Origin of the sequence: Desulfonatronum lacustre DSM 10312, assembly GCF_000519265.1 — a bacterium.
Lineage (GTDB): Bacteria > Desulfobacterota > Desulfovibrionia > Desulfovibrionales > Desulfonatronaceae > Desulfonatronum > Desulfonatronum lacustre.
This window is the reverse complement of sequence record NZ_KI912608.1, coordinates 3,259,385-3,274,508: the sequence shown is the minus strand read 5'-3', so window position 1 is coordinate 3,274,508 and position 15,124 is coordinate 3,259,385. Positions and strand designations below refer to the sequence as shown.

At 60.2% G+C, this 15,124-nt stretch carries 11 protein-coding genes; 5 read left to right on the top strand and 6 right to left on the bottom strand.

Annotation, left to right across the window (positions count from 1 at the left end):
• Positions 1-4: 4 nt before the first annotated feature.
• Positions 5-2,812 (bottom strand): valine--tRNA ligase, encoded by a 2,808-nt coding sequence (locus tag DESLA_RS0115440; RefSeq protein WP_028573160.1) that lies wholly within the window; start codon positions 2,810-2,812, stop codon positions 5-7.
• 77 nt (positions 2,813-2,889) lie between these two features.
• Here DESLA_RS0115440 and DESLA_RS20885 point away from each other — a divergent pair, with 77 nt between their 5' ends.
• Complete coding sequence (locus DESLA_RS20885; RefSeq protein WP_156932988.1) at positions 2,890-4,266, top strand: type 1 glutamine amidotransferase family protein; 1,377 nt, start codon at positions 2,890-2,892, stop codon at positions 4,264-4,266.
• A gap of 115 nt (positions 4,267-4,381) precedes the next feature.
• Positions 4,382-5,395 carry a GTPase Era gene (gene era, locus DESLA_RS0115430; RefSeq protein WP_084032118.1) on the top strand — a complete coding sequence of 338 codons (1,014 nt, stop codon included), beginning with the start codon at positions 4,382-4,384 and terminating at the stop codon, positions 5,393-5,395.
• A gap of 53 nt (positions 5,396-5,448) precedes the next feature.
• Here the strand turns inward: era and tal are convergent, their stop codons facing one another.
• Positions 5,449-6,408, bottom strand: a complete 960-nt coding sequence (gene tal / locus DESLA_RS0115425) for a transaldolase (protein ID WP_028573158.1) — start codon at positions 6,406-6,408, stop codon at positions 5,449-5,451.
• Between the two features lie 640 nt (positions 6,409-7,048).
• Between tal and tatC the strand changes: the two genes are divergently transcribed.
• Together tatC and DESLA_RS0115405 are read left to right on the top strand one after the other, a co-directional pair.
• Positions 7,049-7,834 (top strand): twin-arginine translocase subunit TatC, encoded by a 786-nt coding sequence (gene tatC, locus DESLA_RS20880; protein ID WP_051434745.1) that lies wholly within the window; start codon positions 7,049-7,051, stop codon positions 7,832-7,834.
• 78 nt (positions 7,835-7,912) lie between these two features.
• Positions 7,913-8,275, top strand: coding sequence for a hypothetical protein (locus tag DESLA_RS0115405; protein WP_028573157.1), 363 nt, complete (start codon positions 7,913-7,915; stop codon positions 8,273-8,275).
• A 29-nt stretch (positions 8,276-8,304) separates the two neighbouring features.
• On the opposite strand, the gene DESLA_RS0115400 is transcribed toward DESLA_RS0115405, so the two are convergent.
• Both DESLA_RS0115400 and DESLA_RS20875 read right to left on the bottom strand, forming a co-directional pair.
• On the bottom strand, positions 8,305-9,942 hold the full coding sequence (locus DESLA_RS0115400) for a DNA repair protein RecN (protein WP_028573156.1): 1,638 nt from the start codon (positions 9,940-9,942) through the stop codon (positions 8,305-8,307).
• A gap of 34 nt (positions 9,943-9,976) precedes the next feature.
• Positions 9,977-11,605 carry a glycosyltransferase family protein gene (locus DESLA_RS20875; RefSeq protein ID WP_051434744.1) on the bottom strand — a complete coding sequence of 543 codons (1,629 nt, stop codon included), beginning with the start codon at positions 11,603-11,605 and terminating at the stop codon, positions 9,977-9,979.
• Positions 11,606-11,730: 125 nt separating this feature from the next.
• Between DESLA_RS20875 and DESLA_RS22580 the strand changes: the two genes are divergently transcribed.
• Positions 11,731-11,952 carry an FmdB family zinc ribbon protein gene (locus tag DESLA_RS22580; protein WP_028573155.1) on the top strand — a complete coding sequence of 74 codons (222 nt, stop codon included), beginning with the start codon at positions 11,731-11,733 and terminating at the stop codon, positions 11,950-11,952.
• Between the two features lie 15 nt (positions 11,953-11,967).
• On the opposite strand, the gene DESLA_RS20870 is transcribed toward DESLA_RS22580, so the two are convergent.
• Positions 11,968-13,671 carry a radical SAM protein gene (locus DESLA_RS20870; protein ID WP_051434743.1) on the bottom strand — a complete coding sequence of 568 codons (1,704 nt, stop codon included), beginning with the start codon at positions 13,669-13,671 and terminating at the stop codon, positions 11,968-11,970.
• A gap of 100 nt (positions 13,672-13,771) precedes the next feature.
• On the bottom strand, positions 13,772-15,067 hold the full coding sequence (ftsZ, locus tag DESLA_RS0115380) for a cell division protein FtsZ (RefSeq protein WP_028573154.1): 1,296 nt from the start codon (positions 15,065-15,067) through the stop codon (positions 13,772-13,774).
• Positions 15,068-15,124: the final 57 nt, after the last annotated feature.

The window sequence follows — 15,124 nt, the reverse complement described above, 5'->3', positions numbered from 1 at the left end:
GCTCCTACTCCATCAGCCCCTGCAACCGTTCGCGCAGGGCCAGCAGTTTGGATTGTTTTGCGGCGATATCCCTGGCCTTGGTCCGCTCTTTTTCCACCACTTCGGCCGGGGCCTTGGCCAAAAAATCGTCATTGTTCACTTTGCGGGTGACGATGTCCAGTTCCTTGGCGGCCTTGCTCAATTCCTTGTCCAGGCGGGCCAGTTCGGTCTGAAAGTCCACGGCCCCGGCCAGGGGCACGAACACCTCCACCCCCTGGACCACGGCGGAAGCCGAAGCCTTGGGCGGGTTCAGGTCCGGTTCGACCTGAAATCCCCCAAGACGGGCCAGGTGAACGATGGTCTCCCGGTTCGTCGAGAGCACTTCGGCCAGGGCGGCCTCCGGGCAACGCACCAGCACGTCCAATTTCTGGGACGGCCCGATGCTCAATTCGGACCGGATGTTGCGCACGCTGACCACGATCTCCTGGATCAGCCCCATATCCCGCAAGGCCTGCTCGTCCACCTGTCCGGGCCGAGCCGGAGGATAGAGTTGGGCGGCCAGATTGGAATTCGTACCGCGAGCGGGCAGGGAGTTCCAGATTTCCTGGGTCACGAAGGGCATGATGGGGTGGAGCAGGAGCAGCACTTCGGAAAGCGCGGTTTGCAGGCAAACCTGGGCCGTGTCTTGGGAGCGGGCATTCTCTTGACCCTGATCTTGACCCTGATCTTGGCCCTGGTCTTGGCCCTGGTCTTGGGCTTGAGCTTGGGCTTGGGCTTGAGCTTGAGCTTGGGCTTGAGCTTGAGCTTGATCTTGCTTTGGAACCTCGTCCTTTTCAGGCTGGGCGATCCCGGGCAGGTCCGGCTTGATCATCTCCAGATACCAGTCGCAGAGTTCGTGCCAGATGAACTGGTACAGCCCCATGGCCGCGTCGTTGAACCGGTATTCGGTGATGGCCGCGGCGTTTTCCTGCTTGACCTGCTCCAAACGGGTCAGAATCCAGCGGTGGCGCAAATCCAGGTCCGCCGAAGCGGGAAGCGCGTCCCCGGCCCCGTCCTGAGGCAGGTTGATCAGGGCGAAACGGGCCGCGTTCCAGAGTTTGTTCACGAAAAACCGGTAACCCTGGATTCGGTCCTCGGACAGCTTGATGTCCCGGCCCATGGCCGCCATGGCCGTCAGGGTCATCCGCAGGGCGTCGGTGCCGTACTGATCGATCATGGTCAGGGGGTCGATCACGTTGCCCTTGGATTTGCTCATTTTCTGGCCGTCGCTGTCCCGGACCAGGGCATGGATGTAGACGTGTTCAAAGGGCACCTCGTCGCGGAAGTGCAGGCCCATCATCATCATCCGGGCCACCCAGAAAAAGAGGATGTCGAAACCCGTGACCAGCACCGAGGTGGGGTAGTAGCTCTTCAGCTCCGGGGTCTCGTCCGGCCAGCCCAGCGTCGAGAAGGGCCAGAGGGCCGAGGAGAACCACGTATCCAGCACGTCGCTTTCCTGGATCAGCTTGCCCGGACACTTGGGGCAGCTTTTAGGGTCTTCCCGGGAGACGATCATCTCGCCGCAGGCCTGGCAGGTCCAGGCCGGGATACGGTGGCCCCACCAGATCTGACGGGAAATGCACCAGTCCCGGATGTTGTCCAGCCAGTCGAAATAGGTCCGCTCCCACTGCCGGGGATAAATCGCCGTCCTTCCGTCCTCCACGGCCTTGCGGGCCTTGGCGGCCAGAGGCCCCACGGCCACGAACCACTGCTTGGAGACCGCGGGCTCGATCACGGTCCGGCAGCGGTAGCAATGCCCCACGCTGTGCGGGTGGTCTTCCACGCGGACCAGAAACCCTTTTTCCTCCAGGTCCGCGACGATGCGCTGGCGGCACTCCATGCGGTCCAGACCGGCGTATTCCGGCCCGGCCTCGGCGCTCATCCGGCCGTGATCGTCGATGACCTTGACCACGTCCAGATCGTGGCGTCGGCCCAGTTCAAAATCGTTCATATCGTGGGCCGGGGTGACTTTCAGGCAGCCCGTGCCGAACTCCCGGTCCACGTAGGCGTCGGCGATGATCGGGAGCTTGCGGCCCACCAGAGGCAGGATGACTTCCTTGCCCACCAAGTGCGCAAAGCGTTCGTCCTCGGGATGCACGGCCACCGCGGTGTCACCGAGCATGGTTTCCGGCCGGGTGGTCATCACCGTCAGATCCCCGGAGCCGTCGGCCAAAGGATACCGGATGGCGTGCAGCCGACCGTCGGCCTGAGCGTGTTCCACCTCCAGGTCGGCCAGGGCCGTATGACACCGGGGGCACCAGTTGATGATGTAGTCGCCCTTGTAGATCAGCCCTTCCTCGTACAGCCGGACGAACACTTCCCGCACGGCCTTGGACAACCCGTCGTCCATGGTGAAGCGCAGCCGGGTCCAGTCCACCGAGGCCCCCAGACGACGCACCTGGTTCAAAATTTTGCCGCCGTACTCTTCTTTCCAGGCCCAGACCCGCTCCACAAAGGCTTCCCGGCCCAATTCCTCCCGGCTTTTGCCCTGAGCGGCCAGGGATTTTTCCACCACGTTCTGAGTGGCGATCCCGGCGTGATCGGTGCCCGGCACCCAAAGCACGTCGCGGCCCTGCTGGCGATGAAACCGAGCCAGGATGTCCTGGAGGGTCAGGTTCAGGGCATGGCCCATGTGCAGGGAGCCCGTGACGTTGGGCGGCGGGATGACCATGGAATAGGTTGGTCGCTCCGCCTGGGCCGGAGCGGTGAACGTACCCTGTTCCTCCCAGTATTCCAGCCATTTGGCTTCCACGTCACGGGGTTCGTACCCCTTGGGCAGTTTGGTTTCGGTCATTTGGATATTTTCTCCCTCTCTTTCGTCGTGTACGGTAACAGCCCGTTGAAAAGCTCCGATTGCTGCGAACCCGTGCCATGGCTTGTTTCGCGTCGGCGGTCCTGGTACTCCATCAGCCCATGGACGCTTTGGACAAAAGGCACTTTCCGCGCCCCGCCCCCCTTGGGTCAGGCTCGCGCTCTGGCTCGGGCTCCATCTGTCTCTTGTGGGACGAGTCGCATCTTTGGGCGATCCTGCTCTGGAGGTGCCTGGCTGCCTGGGGCGTCCCTTTGCGACTGGCCAGGGCTTCGGAAATCGCGGCGGGCCTGCTGCGTGACCAGCCGCCGACGGCCCTGTTCGTACCCGGAGGATGGGCCAGATTCAAGGCCGAGGCCCTGGGGCCGGATGGGCGCAAGGCCGTGGGCGACTACCTTCGTTCCGGCGGCGTCTATGTTGGCCTGTGCGGCGGAGCCGGCTTGGCCCTGCCGGACAACCACGGGCTGGCCGTATGCCCGCTGTGCCGCAAGCCCATGGCCCAACGCCTGCCGAATTTCAGCGGCTCGGTGGCTTGCGCGCCGCAACAAGGCCACCCGCTGGTTCCGCAAAACGTCCCCGCCCTGATCGACCTTCCGGTCTGGTGGCCTTCCCAGTTCGCCGTCCCGGAGGACGCGACCACCGGAGGCATCGACATTCTGGCCGCCTATGTCCGCCCCGGACCGGATTTCTGGGTCTCCGACCTGGCCCTGGAGCAGGTGGCGGCACCGGAGCGATCCGCCTGGGAACGGCTCTACGGGATCAACCTGGACCCGGAACTGCTCCGCGGCGAACCCTGCATCGTCACGGGCCCGGTGGGAACGGGACGATATATCCTGAGCTATGCCCACCTGGAAACCCCCGGCTCCCCGGCGGCCAATTCCTGGCTGGGCCATATGCTTTCTTTCCTGATGGGGCAACCCCCGCGCCTTTTCGAGAACCGGGAAGCGCCGGCCTGGAACCTCGCCGAAACGCCCGTGGCCTGGGATGATCCCCATCTGGCCCGCATCGCCGCTCACCTGGAGGCGATCATCGCCCTGGGCATGCGGCACTTCCTCCTGTTCTGGCGACATCCCTGGCTTTTAGGCTGGCGGCGCGGCATCCCCGGCTTCGTGCTGACCACCCTCACCGCCCAGGTCCAAACCATTCGCTCCCTGCCGCCCCATGCCGAAACCGAGGCCCTTTGGGCGCGTCACGCCGATGACGTGGAAACCCTGGCCCTCGAGTTTCGCCGGAAAATGGAAGCCTACCTTATCGCCGAACGCCTGGTCATGCAGCGTACGCCCTCCTCCCCGGAAGGCAGCGCCTGCGACCAGGTCCAGAAACAACGCCGGGAGTTGATCGGCCGCTTTCCCGGATACGGCGGCCTGTTCGGCCGCATCGTCCGCCAACTGGACGAACTGGTCTGGCGGCAGGCCGCCACCGCGACGCCGATCCCATGACACGATTTATTATTCGAAGCTTCTCTTTCAGTATCGAAATCGGGATCGATACTGTTTGCTCACCAATAATCCTATTTCGATCCCGATAACTGCATTTTCTCAAAAGGATAACCCCATGTCCCATCAAGACGCCTCCCTCGCCCATGATCTGACCAAAGAAAAACAAGCGCACGACATCGATACCTTCCGGACCGGCTGGACGGCCCTGCTCGGCCCTCCCAACTCCGGAAAATCCACCCTGCTCAACGCCATGCTGGGTCAGAAAGTGAGCATTGTCAGCCCCAAACCCCAGACCACCCGCAACCAGGTCACCGGGATTCTGACCAGGGACGATTTGCAGGTCGTGTTTCTGGACACCCCCGGACTGCACCGCCTGCGGGGCAAGATGAACGCCTTTCTGCTCAAGGCCGCCTGGCAGGCCTTGTCCCGGGCGGACATGGCCGTGATCGTCCTGGATGGAGCGCTGTACACAAGCCGACCGCACCTCTTTTCCGAGGAACTCCAACCATTGCACGGTTCACGGGTTCGTCTGCCTCAGCCGCTTTTGGTCGCGGTGAACAAGATCGACAAGGTCAAGGATCGCAAGCGACTGTTGCCGCTGATGGAGCAGGTCGCCGGGACGTGGCCGGAAGCCGAGATCATTCCCCTGTCCGCGGCCACCGGGGAAAACGTGGAGACCCTGATCGCCGGCATCGCCAAGGCCCTGCCCACGGGCCCGCCGCTGTTTCCCGAGGACCAGCTTTCCACCGTGCCCCTGCGGTTCATGGCCTCGGAAATCATTCGAGAAAAGCTCTTTCTGAATCTCCACGAGGAACTGCCCTACCGGACCGCGGTGGACATCGAAAATTGGGACGACACGAGCAAGCCCGGCCTGACCCGCATCCACGCCGTGATCTTCGTGGAGCGGGACAGCCACAAGGCCATGGTCATCGGCAAGCAAGGCCGCAACCTGAAGCAGATCGGACAAAACGCCCGGTTGGAACTGGAAGAATTGCTGGGAACCCAGGTCTATCTGGAACTCTGGGTCAAGATCCGGTCCAGATGGAGCGAGGACGAACGCTTCCTCCTCTCCCTGGGCTTCGGCTCAGCCCCGGATGGAGAGATCATGGAGGGGCTGGGAAGGTTTTGAGAGGGAGGGGCGTATAGCGTACGCCCCTCTGTTGCCGCCGTTTTTTTACAAAGTCAGCCCTTGTCCTGAATCATCCGCTCCAGCTTGATCGCATCCGCCGCGAACAGCCGGATGCCGTCGGAGAGTTTTTCCGTGGCCATCTGGTCCTCGTTGAGCATCCAACGGAAGGCTTTTTCATCCAGGGACAGCTTCTCTTCCCCGAGGCTCCGCGCCGACTCGGGACTCAGCTTGCGCTCCAGCGTGCCTTGGCCGTCATGCAGTTCCCGAAGCAGATCCGGGCTGATGGTCAGCAGGTCGCAGCCGGTCAGTTCCAGAATCTCCCCGGCGTTGCGGAAGCTGGCCCCCATGATCTCTGTGGGGTAGTCGTGTTTTTTGTAGTAGTTGTAGATCCGCGTCACGGAGTGCACGCCGGGATCGTCCTGAGGAGCATATCCGTCCTTGCCCTCATGCTTCTTGTACCAATCCATGATCCGGCCCACGAAGGGGGAAATCAGCTGCACCCCGGCCTCGGCGCAGGCCACGGCCTGGGCGAAGGAAAACAGCAGGGTCATGTTGCAGCGAATGCCTTCCTTGGCCAGGATTTTGGCGGCAACGATCCCTTCCCAGGTGCTGGACAGCTTAATCAACACCCGTTCCCGATCCACTCCGGCTCGCTCGTACAGCTCTATCAAACGTCTGGCCTTGTCCACCGAACCCTGCACGTCGAAGCTCAACCGGGCGTCCACCTCGGTGGAAACGCGCCCCGGCACGATTTTCAGGATTTCCACGCCAAAGGCCACAAACAGCTTGTCCACGGCCTCGGCCAGAAACGCTTCCGTCGATCCGGCTTCATCCCGGGCTCGGGCAATGACCCCGTCCACCATCTCCCCATACTCCTTCATCCCGGCGGCCTTGAGAATCAGGCTGGGGTTGGTGGTGGCGTCCTGGGGCTGGTACTCCTTGATGCTGGCAAAATCACCCGTGTCCGCGACGACGGTGGAATGGGCCTTGAGCTGATCCAAAAGATTGGGCATGAGGGCTCTCCTTCTATTCAGGGTTCAGTCGTGACGAGGAAATATCGGAGGAATCGGGCCATGGATGGAAAGTTTACCGTATCTCTTCCCAAAGCTCAAAGATATTTTGAACTCTCAGGAAAAGAAAAGGGCGTTGTTGGTCGACAAGAAAAAAGTCACTTTCCGAGACGCCCTTCGACATTCCAATAGTTTAGAAAACTTTGACGTAGATATGAACCCTCTGTGAGTTCTCTTGACATATGGCAAAAAAAGGTCCATCTTTTCTACCGTAATTCTTCCGCCGAGATCCGCCGCAAATCTCCTTCTTTACTGGAAGGCAAAGGCATACTCTCCATGTCTCACGACAACCCCTCGACATTTCTCTCCGTCATCAATACTGAGCTGGAAAAGTTGAATATCGCGCTTCAGTTCTCCCTCCCAGGCAAAATATTTACCGATCTCGCCGCCCCTTAGATTCTCCATCTGGAATCCACACCTTCCTGCATCGTCCGGTCTTTTGAGACTGGCATTAAAATACGGATTCGGGAACCGAAATGTCACGTTATGGATGACTCGCTCGGAACAGGGAGAATCCATACCCGCATTCTCCGCACAAGCGGAAGCTCGTGCGAACCGACAATCCAGAGCGGAGTCCAAGCGTATGAACAGAACGCTTCAGTCATCTGATCCGAAAGAAAAATTGAAAGAAGTCCGGCTCACGGACCATCTGGAGGATCTGCGCAACCGTCTGATCAAATCCGTCATCGCCGCCATTTTCGGATTTCTGGTCTGCTACGCCTTTTCCCAGGATCTCTTCAAGCTGATGACGGCTCCCTTGCTTGAAGTCATGCCCCTGGAAAGTCATCTGATATACACATCCCTGCCCGAAGCATTCTTCACCCATGTAAAGGTCGCCTTTGTGGCGGGTCTCTTTCTGGTCAGCCCTTATATTTCTTACCAGATTTGGCGATTCATCACTCCGGGGTTGTACGAATCGGAACAAAAACACATCGTTCTCATTGCTGTCCTCTCGGCGGTGTTCTTTGTCAGCGGAGCCCTCTTCGGATATTTTATCGTTTTTCCTTTCGGGTTTGAGTTTTTCATGGGTTTTGCGGACGATGCGATCAAACCCATGCCTGGCCTGCGTGAATATTTCAGCTTTTCCGTAAAACTGCTCCTGGCCTTTGGCGTGATTTTCGAACTGCCCCTATTCATTTTCTTCCTGGCCAGACTGGGGTTGGTTACGGCCGATTATTTACGCAAAAAACGCAAGTACGCCATACTTCTTGCTTTTATTGTGGGCGCCATTTTGACTCCACCGGACGGCGTTACCCAAATATTGATGGCCGTGCCGCTCATAATCCTTTACGAGATCAGCATCTATGTGGCTCTCGCGTTCGGCAGGGAAAAAAAACTATCAACATTGGACATTCAGGTGGGGGCATGAAGAACGCGTCTCCATGCAACGAGCGATTTCCCAATTAAGCAGCGTTTCTTACCGAACAAACAGCGAAGTGAGAATATCATGTTTGCCATTTTCAAATACTGGATTCTGACAATCGCGCTTTTTCTCTTGCTTCTTTCGGCAGGACACGCGCAAGACTGGGAAAAGATCAAAAGTCGGGGGATGATGGAATTTGTCGTCGTCGCAAAAGAAAAAGAGGCGGATGAGAACGTGTATCTCGATGCAATCAAGCAAATCTGTACGCAAGGAGAATATTGCAGGATCATGTTTTGGTCGAACAGGGATGATGTGCCGATGTCCTGGCCCATGACGGACAGCCAGGAGAAAGCCATGACCGCAGATTATTTTTACAACGCGAATTCGGATGAAATGCTCTTACTCTGGAATTGCCGGTTGGGTAAAAATCCTTCACAATGTTTTTAATGTATTGACCACTGGAGTGAGAAAAGCCGCTATGCTTTCCATCCGCCACCGGTCATCCGCCGCAACTCCTCTTCCCGTTCCGCCCCTTCCAGGGCCGTGCAGCGGGTAAAGGTAGCCCCGTCCACCACTTCCTTGCGGACCTGGAAGTGCATGTCGCCCTGGGCCGCAAGCTGCGGCCAGTGGGTGATCACCAGAACTTGCTGCACCGCGGCCAGGGAGCGCAGGCGGTCACCGACCTTGTTCAGGGTCATGCCGCCGATGCCGGCGTCCACTTCGTCGAAGATCAGGGTCGGATTGTCCGCGTCGGCCATCAGGCCGATGATCGCCAGGAGTACGCGGGACAGTTCGCCGCCGGAGGCGATTTCCTCCAGGGGCTGGAAAGGCTGGCCCGGGTTGGGGGCCCAGAGCAGCCGGGGGCGGTGTTCGGTCAGCCCGGGAAAGATTTCCAGGGGGGCGAAGGTGAATTCGATATTCAGATGTTCGGAAAAGCCCAATTCCCGCAAGTCCCGGCCCAAGCGGCCTCCGACGTCCGTGGCGGTACGCCGTCGATCCTCGTCCAGGGCGGCCAGGGTTCCGGCCAGATCGTTTCGCGCCTGGTCGATGTCGCGCTCCAACTGCTTCAGGTCCAACCCCGAAGCGTCCAGATAGGAGAGGTTGGCGTCCACTTCCTCCTTGAGCCGGACGATTTCCTCCAGCGGTCGTTTCAATTTGCGTTTAAGTTGAGAGAGATCCCAGAGTCGGGCCTCGATGGACTCCAGCTCGCCCTGGGCGGTCTGGGTCCTGGCCATGCCGCGCAGGCGGCGCTCCAAATCGTGGAGGTGCTCGCCGAACTGAAGCAGCGCTTCGGCATCGGATACCGTCTCTGGAGCCGTTTCGCTTGACTCCCCCTCAACCTCCGAGACCGTCTCCAAAATCCGCGGCGAACCCGCATTCTCCAGGTTCAGCACGGCCTTGCGCAACTTGCCCAGGGCGTCGTGCAGCCCGGTATCCGGAGTGCAAAGCAGCTCTATGGCTGAATCGACGTGTTGCTGGGCTTGGGCCTGGTCGCGCAGGACTTGTTTGCGCGCCTCCAGTTCCTCCTCCTCCTCGGGCCTGGGGTCGACCTTGGCGATCTCCGAGCGTTGGTATTCCAGGAGATCCTTGCGATCCCGCAAGCCCCGCAAGCGCTCCTCCAGTTCGCGTTGGCGATCCACCAGGGTGGACAACGCGGCCAAGCGGCGATCCTTTTCCCTGACCAGTTCCGGCTGCTCCAGGAACCGGTCCAGCAGGCGGGCATGAAAGGACGGCAGACGGAGTTGCTGCTGGGAGTGCTGGCTGGCGTGCAGGATCAACCTGGAACGCAGCCGTTTCAGACCGTCTTGAGAGGCCAACTCGTCGTTGACCCAGACACGGGAGCGACCGGATTGCGCGGACAGTTCGCGACGGATCACCGTTTCGGCGGAGGAGCCGTTCTCTCCGCCCGCGAAGACCGCCTCCACCCGGGCCTTGTCATGGCCCGGACGAACGAGATTCACGGCCAGCTTCTCTCCCAGAAGGAAATCCAGGGCGCGGAGAATGAACGACTTGCCGGCCCCGGTTTCTCCGGTGATCACGTTCAAGCCGGGGCCGAATTCCAGTTCCAGATCGTCGATCAGGGCGAGGTTGCGGATGCGTAGCAGTTCAAGCATGGGAAAGAGGAACGGATAATCGCTCCGCACCGGGTTAAAGATTCAAAGTCGCGCGGATCGAGCCGTCCGGATCGGCCGCAGCCAGGGCGTTGTTGAATTTTCGTGATTCACCCTGCTCCTCAGCCCTTGAAGCGGCCAGAAGCAGCTCTTCCAGACCTTGTTCTAGCCTGAAGTCCTGGAGGTTGACCAGACCCAGTTTCAGCCCTGCCTGCCAGTTGAGGGGCTGGTGCAGGGTCACGTGGGACAGCAGAGCCAAGCGAGTCGGCTCAAACCCGGGTTCTTTTTGCAAAAGAGCATCCATGGCTTTGCAGATGTCCATATCATGAGGATTGAGACGGTGGCCCATAATCAGACACTCCAGGGCGGACTCCGGGATCTGGCGCTCGTGGTCGTACACAAATCCGCGGCGCACTCGATAATCATCCCGCATCATTTCGCGTGACCACTCCAGGTAAAGTCGATGAGGCGTAAGCGGCTTCTTGGCCATGCGTCCGGTAGATTTCCGGTAGCGCATCCAGAAGGCGGTAGCCAGGGTAAACTCTCCCAAATGCAAAGCAGCAAGGGAGGCGTTCCTCGCCAACGACGGTTCGTTTCCATAAGCGATGTCGGGCTGCAGCAATGTCATGAGGTCGTGAAGAACCAGATCCCGTCGATTCGTTCCCAGCCAGAACCCTAACAAGGCTTCGCGCTTGCGAGGGGATTCCGGCAGAGCCAATAGCTGATTCTCCAAGACTTCCGTGGCTATGGGCACCCGCCGAGCCTGCCACAATCGGTACAGCGTCAAGGCCCACGACAGCGCTGGAGGTTCGGGTCGGCTTGATGACCGACCCGTGGCCTGGGTCACTGCCTCAAGCAGCTTTTGAGCGCGATGGATCGCCAGATGCTCCTCCTGGATCCTGGCCCAGGCCGCCTTGGCCATTTGCTCTGCCAGGCCTTGATTCCGAGAGTAATGGTTGACCTTGGACTTGAGTTCCAGGGCGTGGCTGAATACCCCGATTTCCCTGTCCGGAAGAAAGGTCTCTTCCAGCCCTGGAATCCCGGAAGGATTGAGCACGAGACAGCCGCAGGACGCGGCCTCGAACAACCGGAAATTGATTTCCCCGAAAATGGACTCGTTGGGCGCCAACCGCGCTTCCCGGTAGACCTCCAGCATTTGTTGAAAAGAGACGTCCTGGACCAGCTCCATCTGGAACTCGCGGCGTAAAAAATCGACGAATCGCTTGCGGGAAGGGCGATGCTCGGTCACTCGGCCCACGAAACAGACCGCCCGCTGACGCTGATTCCACCCCTTCCAAGGCAGGCGACGTCCGAACCAGGGCAGCCAGAATGCCGGGACGTTGGTCTGCTTGTGCAGATACTCGCTCCAGTTCCGCTGCGTGGAGCAGGCCAAATCGAACAGACGGACGTACTCCATCTGCCAGAAGGCGTTCAAATGGGTGTCGATGGACCAGAAGACCTTGAGCCCGGAAATGTTCTCCAGGCCCTTCAGAAGCACGCGCGGACCAAGACTTTCCTGTTGAATCACCACGTCCGGCTCAAAGCGATGCTCTTCCAGCAGGCGGGGCAGATCGTGAATTCCGGGTTTGGGATGCAGCCCCAGAACCGTGTTCCCCAGGGATTGCAATTCATTTTGCAGTGCACAATTAATGACGCAAAGACGCATGCCGAAACCTCGTCAACGCCGGATCATCCTTTGAGCGTTACTTGACATCCGAGCCTGCTGCGTAAACATCCTGGAGTCAGACGCGACGCAATCCAACAAAACTCTCAATCCCAAGGAGCAACTCCATGCCCATTTTCGAATACGCATGTCCCCAATGCAACCATGTTTTCGAGGAACTGACCCGGCTTTCGGACCAGGAAGCCAAGCCCTGTCCGAAGTGTGGTTCGGGACAAGCCGTAAAAGTTATGTCCGTCTGCCGTGCATCCACATCTGGACGGTCCTCCGAAGCATCATCCTCCGGCTTTGCTCCAACTTCCGGCTGTACTCCGGGAAGGGGTTTTTCCTGAGGCGTGTAGTCGGCTTCAGGTCTGAAGCCATTTTTGCAGCCCGCAACGGCGGCACTTCAAGCACCCCGCCTGAAGTCCGTCCGGAGCGAAATCCATGGGGCAGGGCGGCGACGTGCGCCGCGTCCCAACCTTCTCCCATTCCCGCCACAGATATTCCCGGTCCAGTCCCGGATCGATCACTTCCCACGGAAAAATCTCGTCCCGCGCCCGTTCCCGGTCCAGGTACCAAGCCGGATCGCCCGGCCACTGCGCCAAGGCCGCGGTCCACACCTCCAGCTCGCGACCTTTCTGGCCGGCGGCAAGTCGGATCAACTCGTGGACCCGCTCGTCGCCTCGGGCCAAGAGTCCTTGAATCCTGGCCAGCCCCGGCGCGTCCGAGCGGACTTGTACCCCGGTCATGCTTTTGGTCGCCTTACGGATTTGGGATACTCGATCCTTGAAGGCCTGTTCATCGGCCATGGCCGCCCATTGCAAGGGCGTCCAGGGTTTGGGCACCAGGCAGCCCAGTCCCAGGGTGATCAGCTTCAGGTTGGTTTTCCCTCGCCCGCCACCAGTAGTCCGAGCCTGGTCCACTTCCCGCAGAAACAGACCAAACTCTTCCCAGTCCGCGTCGGTCTCTCCCGGCCAACCGACCAGCAAATAAATTTTCAGATGATTGAACCCCTTGCGGGAGAGGCGTTCCACGGTCCGCAGAAAAGCCTCTTCTCGAACATGTTTGTTCATCGAGTCCCGCAACGTCCGGCTTGCTCCCTCCAGTGCCAGGGTGATCGTACGCGTTCCCAGGGCGCGCAAGATGTCCAGCAGCTCTTCGGTCAGTCCCTCGGCCCGCAAGGAGGACAGGGAGACGTCCACTTTTTGCTCGCCAAGCCAGGCGAGAAAACGCCCCAGATCCGGCCAGTCCGTCAGGGCCGTGCCCACGAGCCCCACTTTACGTGGCCGCTTGCGCAGCACGATTTCCTGGAGGTCGTCCAGGGAAGCCATTCTGGGTGGACGGTACACGTATCCCGCTGCGCAAAATCGGCAACCGTGCGGACAGCCACGATTGACCTCCAACAGCAGGGTGTCCCGGAACACGGCGTCCGGAGTAATGAAGCAGGAACTGACCGGGGCTTCCAGTCCACCCAGGTACGAGGGATGCAGATGCACGGCTCGATGCACGGGCAACGTGCTCTTTCCGGGAACGTAGACCCCGGGCATGGCCGCGATCAAGTCCAGAGCGTCATCACGGGAAGCGTTTCGGACATACGCTTCAGCCAGGACCTCCAGACAGTCGACCAGCCCTGCCTCGGCCTCCCCCACCCAGAACAGATCCACGCTGGGGGCGATGGGAGCGGGATTCATAAACGCGAGCGCCCCTCCGGCCATGACCAGTGGCCAGGAGGGGCGTCGCGCGGCGTCGGGGGCGATCCCGGACGCCGTCAGGATACGGAACAGATGGAGGTAATCGAACTCGTAGGTCAGACTGAAGGCCACGACGCCAAAGGCGTCCAGTCCGCGTTTTCCAAAGGGCCGGACCAACTCATGCCGGTCCGGATCCCAGAACACCGGCTCCAAGGCCAATGTCGGACGAGACCGCAACAACTCCAGCACCGCCTGCCATCCCAGGCTGGAATAGGCCAGAGCAGGCTTCTGGGGAAAGACCAGGGCCATGGGCAGGCGACCGCCCCACTCCTGCTCTGGAATGGCCCGTGAGCCGGGGGGACGGCGATCGCGCTTCACCCGTTGCTCCGGCGTTGTTGAGGCGGCACGCGCACCGACGACGCGCCGACCATGGTCCACTTGATTATCGAGGTCAGGCTTCGAAACCCCGCAGCCTGGATCAATCCGCCTGCTTGCGCAGGAAGGACGGAATCTCGAACTCCTCTTCATCAAAGACGAAATCCTCTCCTCCCCCGCCGGAGGCCACGCGGAGCATCCGGTTCGGCGCTTGGGTCTGGGGTTGGGCCATCCCCTTGGAAGAACCGTGTGAATGTCCTTGGTTGAGCTGTCCATGTTCACTGCGCAGCCCCTTGCGCAGATAGGCCGGGATGCTGCGATCCTCAGCGCTGGAAGGAACGTACGGACGCCGGACGATATTGCCGGAGTTGCGCGCGTTGTTGCGCACCCCGCCCAGATCGATCACTCGGGACGAATCCTCGCCTCGCCCGACAGTGGCGGCGTTCGTGCCGATGCCCGTGGCGATCACGGTGATCCGCATCTCGTCGCCGGCATCCTCGTCAAACACGGTGCCGAAGAAAATCTTGGCGTCGTCGTGGGCCGCTTCGTGAATGATGCTGGCCGCCTCGCTGACTTCATCAATGGTCATATCCGGAGCGCAGGTGATGTTCAGCAGCACGCCCTTGGCTCCGTCGATGCTCACGTCCTCCAACAACGGACTATTGATGGCCTTCAGCGCGGCCTCCCGAGCCCGGCCCTCGCCCTTGGCGATACCCGTGCCCATCATGGCCAGCCCCATCTCGGACATGACCGCCTTGACGTCCGCGAAGTCCAGGTTGATGAGCCCGGGGACCATGATCAGGTCGGAAATGCCTTTGACCGCGTAGAACAGCACCTCGTCGGCCTTTTTGAGCATGTCCAGGAAGGCGGCCTTCTGTGCGGCCAGGGAAAGCAGCCGGTCGTTGGGAATGGTGATGATCGTGTCCACGGCGTCAGCCAGGGCCGCGGCCCCTTTCTCGGCCTGAAGCAACCGCTTCTTGCCTTCAAAATAAAACGGCTTGGACACCACGGCCACGGTCAGGGCGCCCATTTCCCGGGCCACCTCGGCGATGACCGGGGCCGCTCCGGTGCCGGTGCCGCCGCCCATGCCCGCGGTGACGAAGACCATGTCCGCCGGCTCCAGTATCTTTCGGATCTGGTCCACGCTTTCCAGGGCCGCCTCGCGACCGATGTCCGGATTCGCCCCGGCTCCGAGCCCCTTGGTCAGCTTCTCGCCCAATTGAATCTTGAATTCGGCCCGAGATCTGTTCAAGGCCTGCAAATCCGTGTTGGCCGCGATGAACGTGACGCCCTTCAACGAAGAGCTGATCATGTTGTTCACGGCGTTGCTGCCCCCGCCGCCGACCCCGACGACCTTGATCGTTGCATTGATGTCGTTTTCAAGTTCCATGAACTGCATACGCTTCTCCTCCCTGTTCGCTTACCTGATGGTCAAAAAATTGTTGTTCCGCATCCC

Coding starts and splice junctions, on each gene's coding strand:
- era (WP_084032118.1), top strand. CDS start 4,382: ATGTCCCATCAAGACGCCTCCCTCGCCCATGATCTGACCAAAGAAAAA.
- DESLA_RS0115400 (WP_028573156.1), bottom strand. CDS start 9,942: ATGCTTGAACTGCTACGCATCCGCAACCTCGCCCTGATCGACGATCTG.
- DESLA_RS20875 (WP_051434744.1), bottom strand. CDS start 11,605: ATGCGTCTTTGCGTCATTAATTGTGCACTGCAAAATGAATTGCAATCC.
- DESLA_RS20885 (WP_156932988.1), top strand. CDS start 2,890: ATGGCTTGTTTCGCGTCGGCGGTCCTGGTACTCCATCAGCCCATGGAC.
- DESLA_RS0115405 (WP_028573157.1), top strand. CDS start 7,913: ATGTTTGCCATTTTCAAATACTGGATTCTGACAATCGCGCTTTTTCTC.
- DESLA_RS22580 (WP_028573155.1), top strand. CDS start 11,731: ATGCCCATTTTCGAATACGCATGTCCCCAATGCAACCATGTTTTCGAG.
- ftsZ (WP_028573154.1), bottom strand. CDS start 15,067: ATGCAGTTCATGGAACTTGAAAACGACATCAATGCAACGATCAAGGTC.
- tatC (WP_051434745.1), top strand. CDS start 7,049: ATGAACAGAACGCTTCAGTCATCTGATCCGAAAGAAAAATTGAAAGAA.
- DESLA_RS0115440 (WP_028573160.1), bottom strand. CDS start 2,812: ATGACCGAAACCAAACTGCCCAAGGGGTACGAACCCCGTGACGTGGAA.
- tal (WP_028573158.1), bottom strand. CDS start 6,408: ATGCCCAATCTTTTGGATCAGCTCAAGGCCCATTCCACCGTCGTCGCG.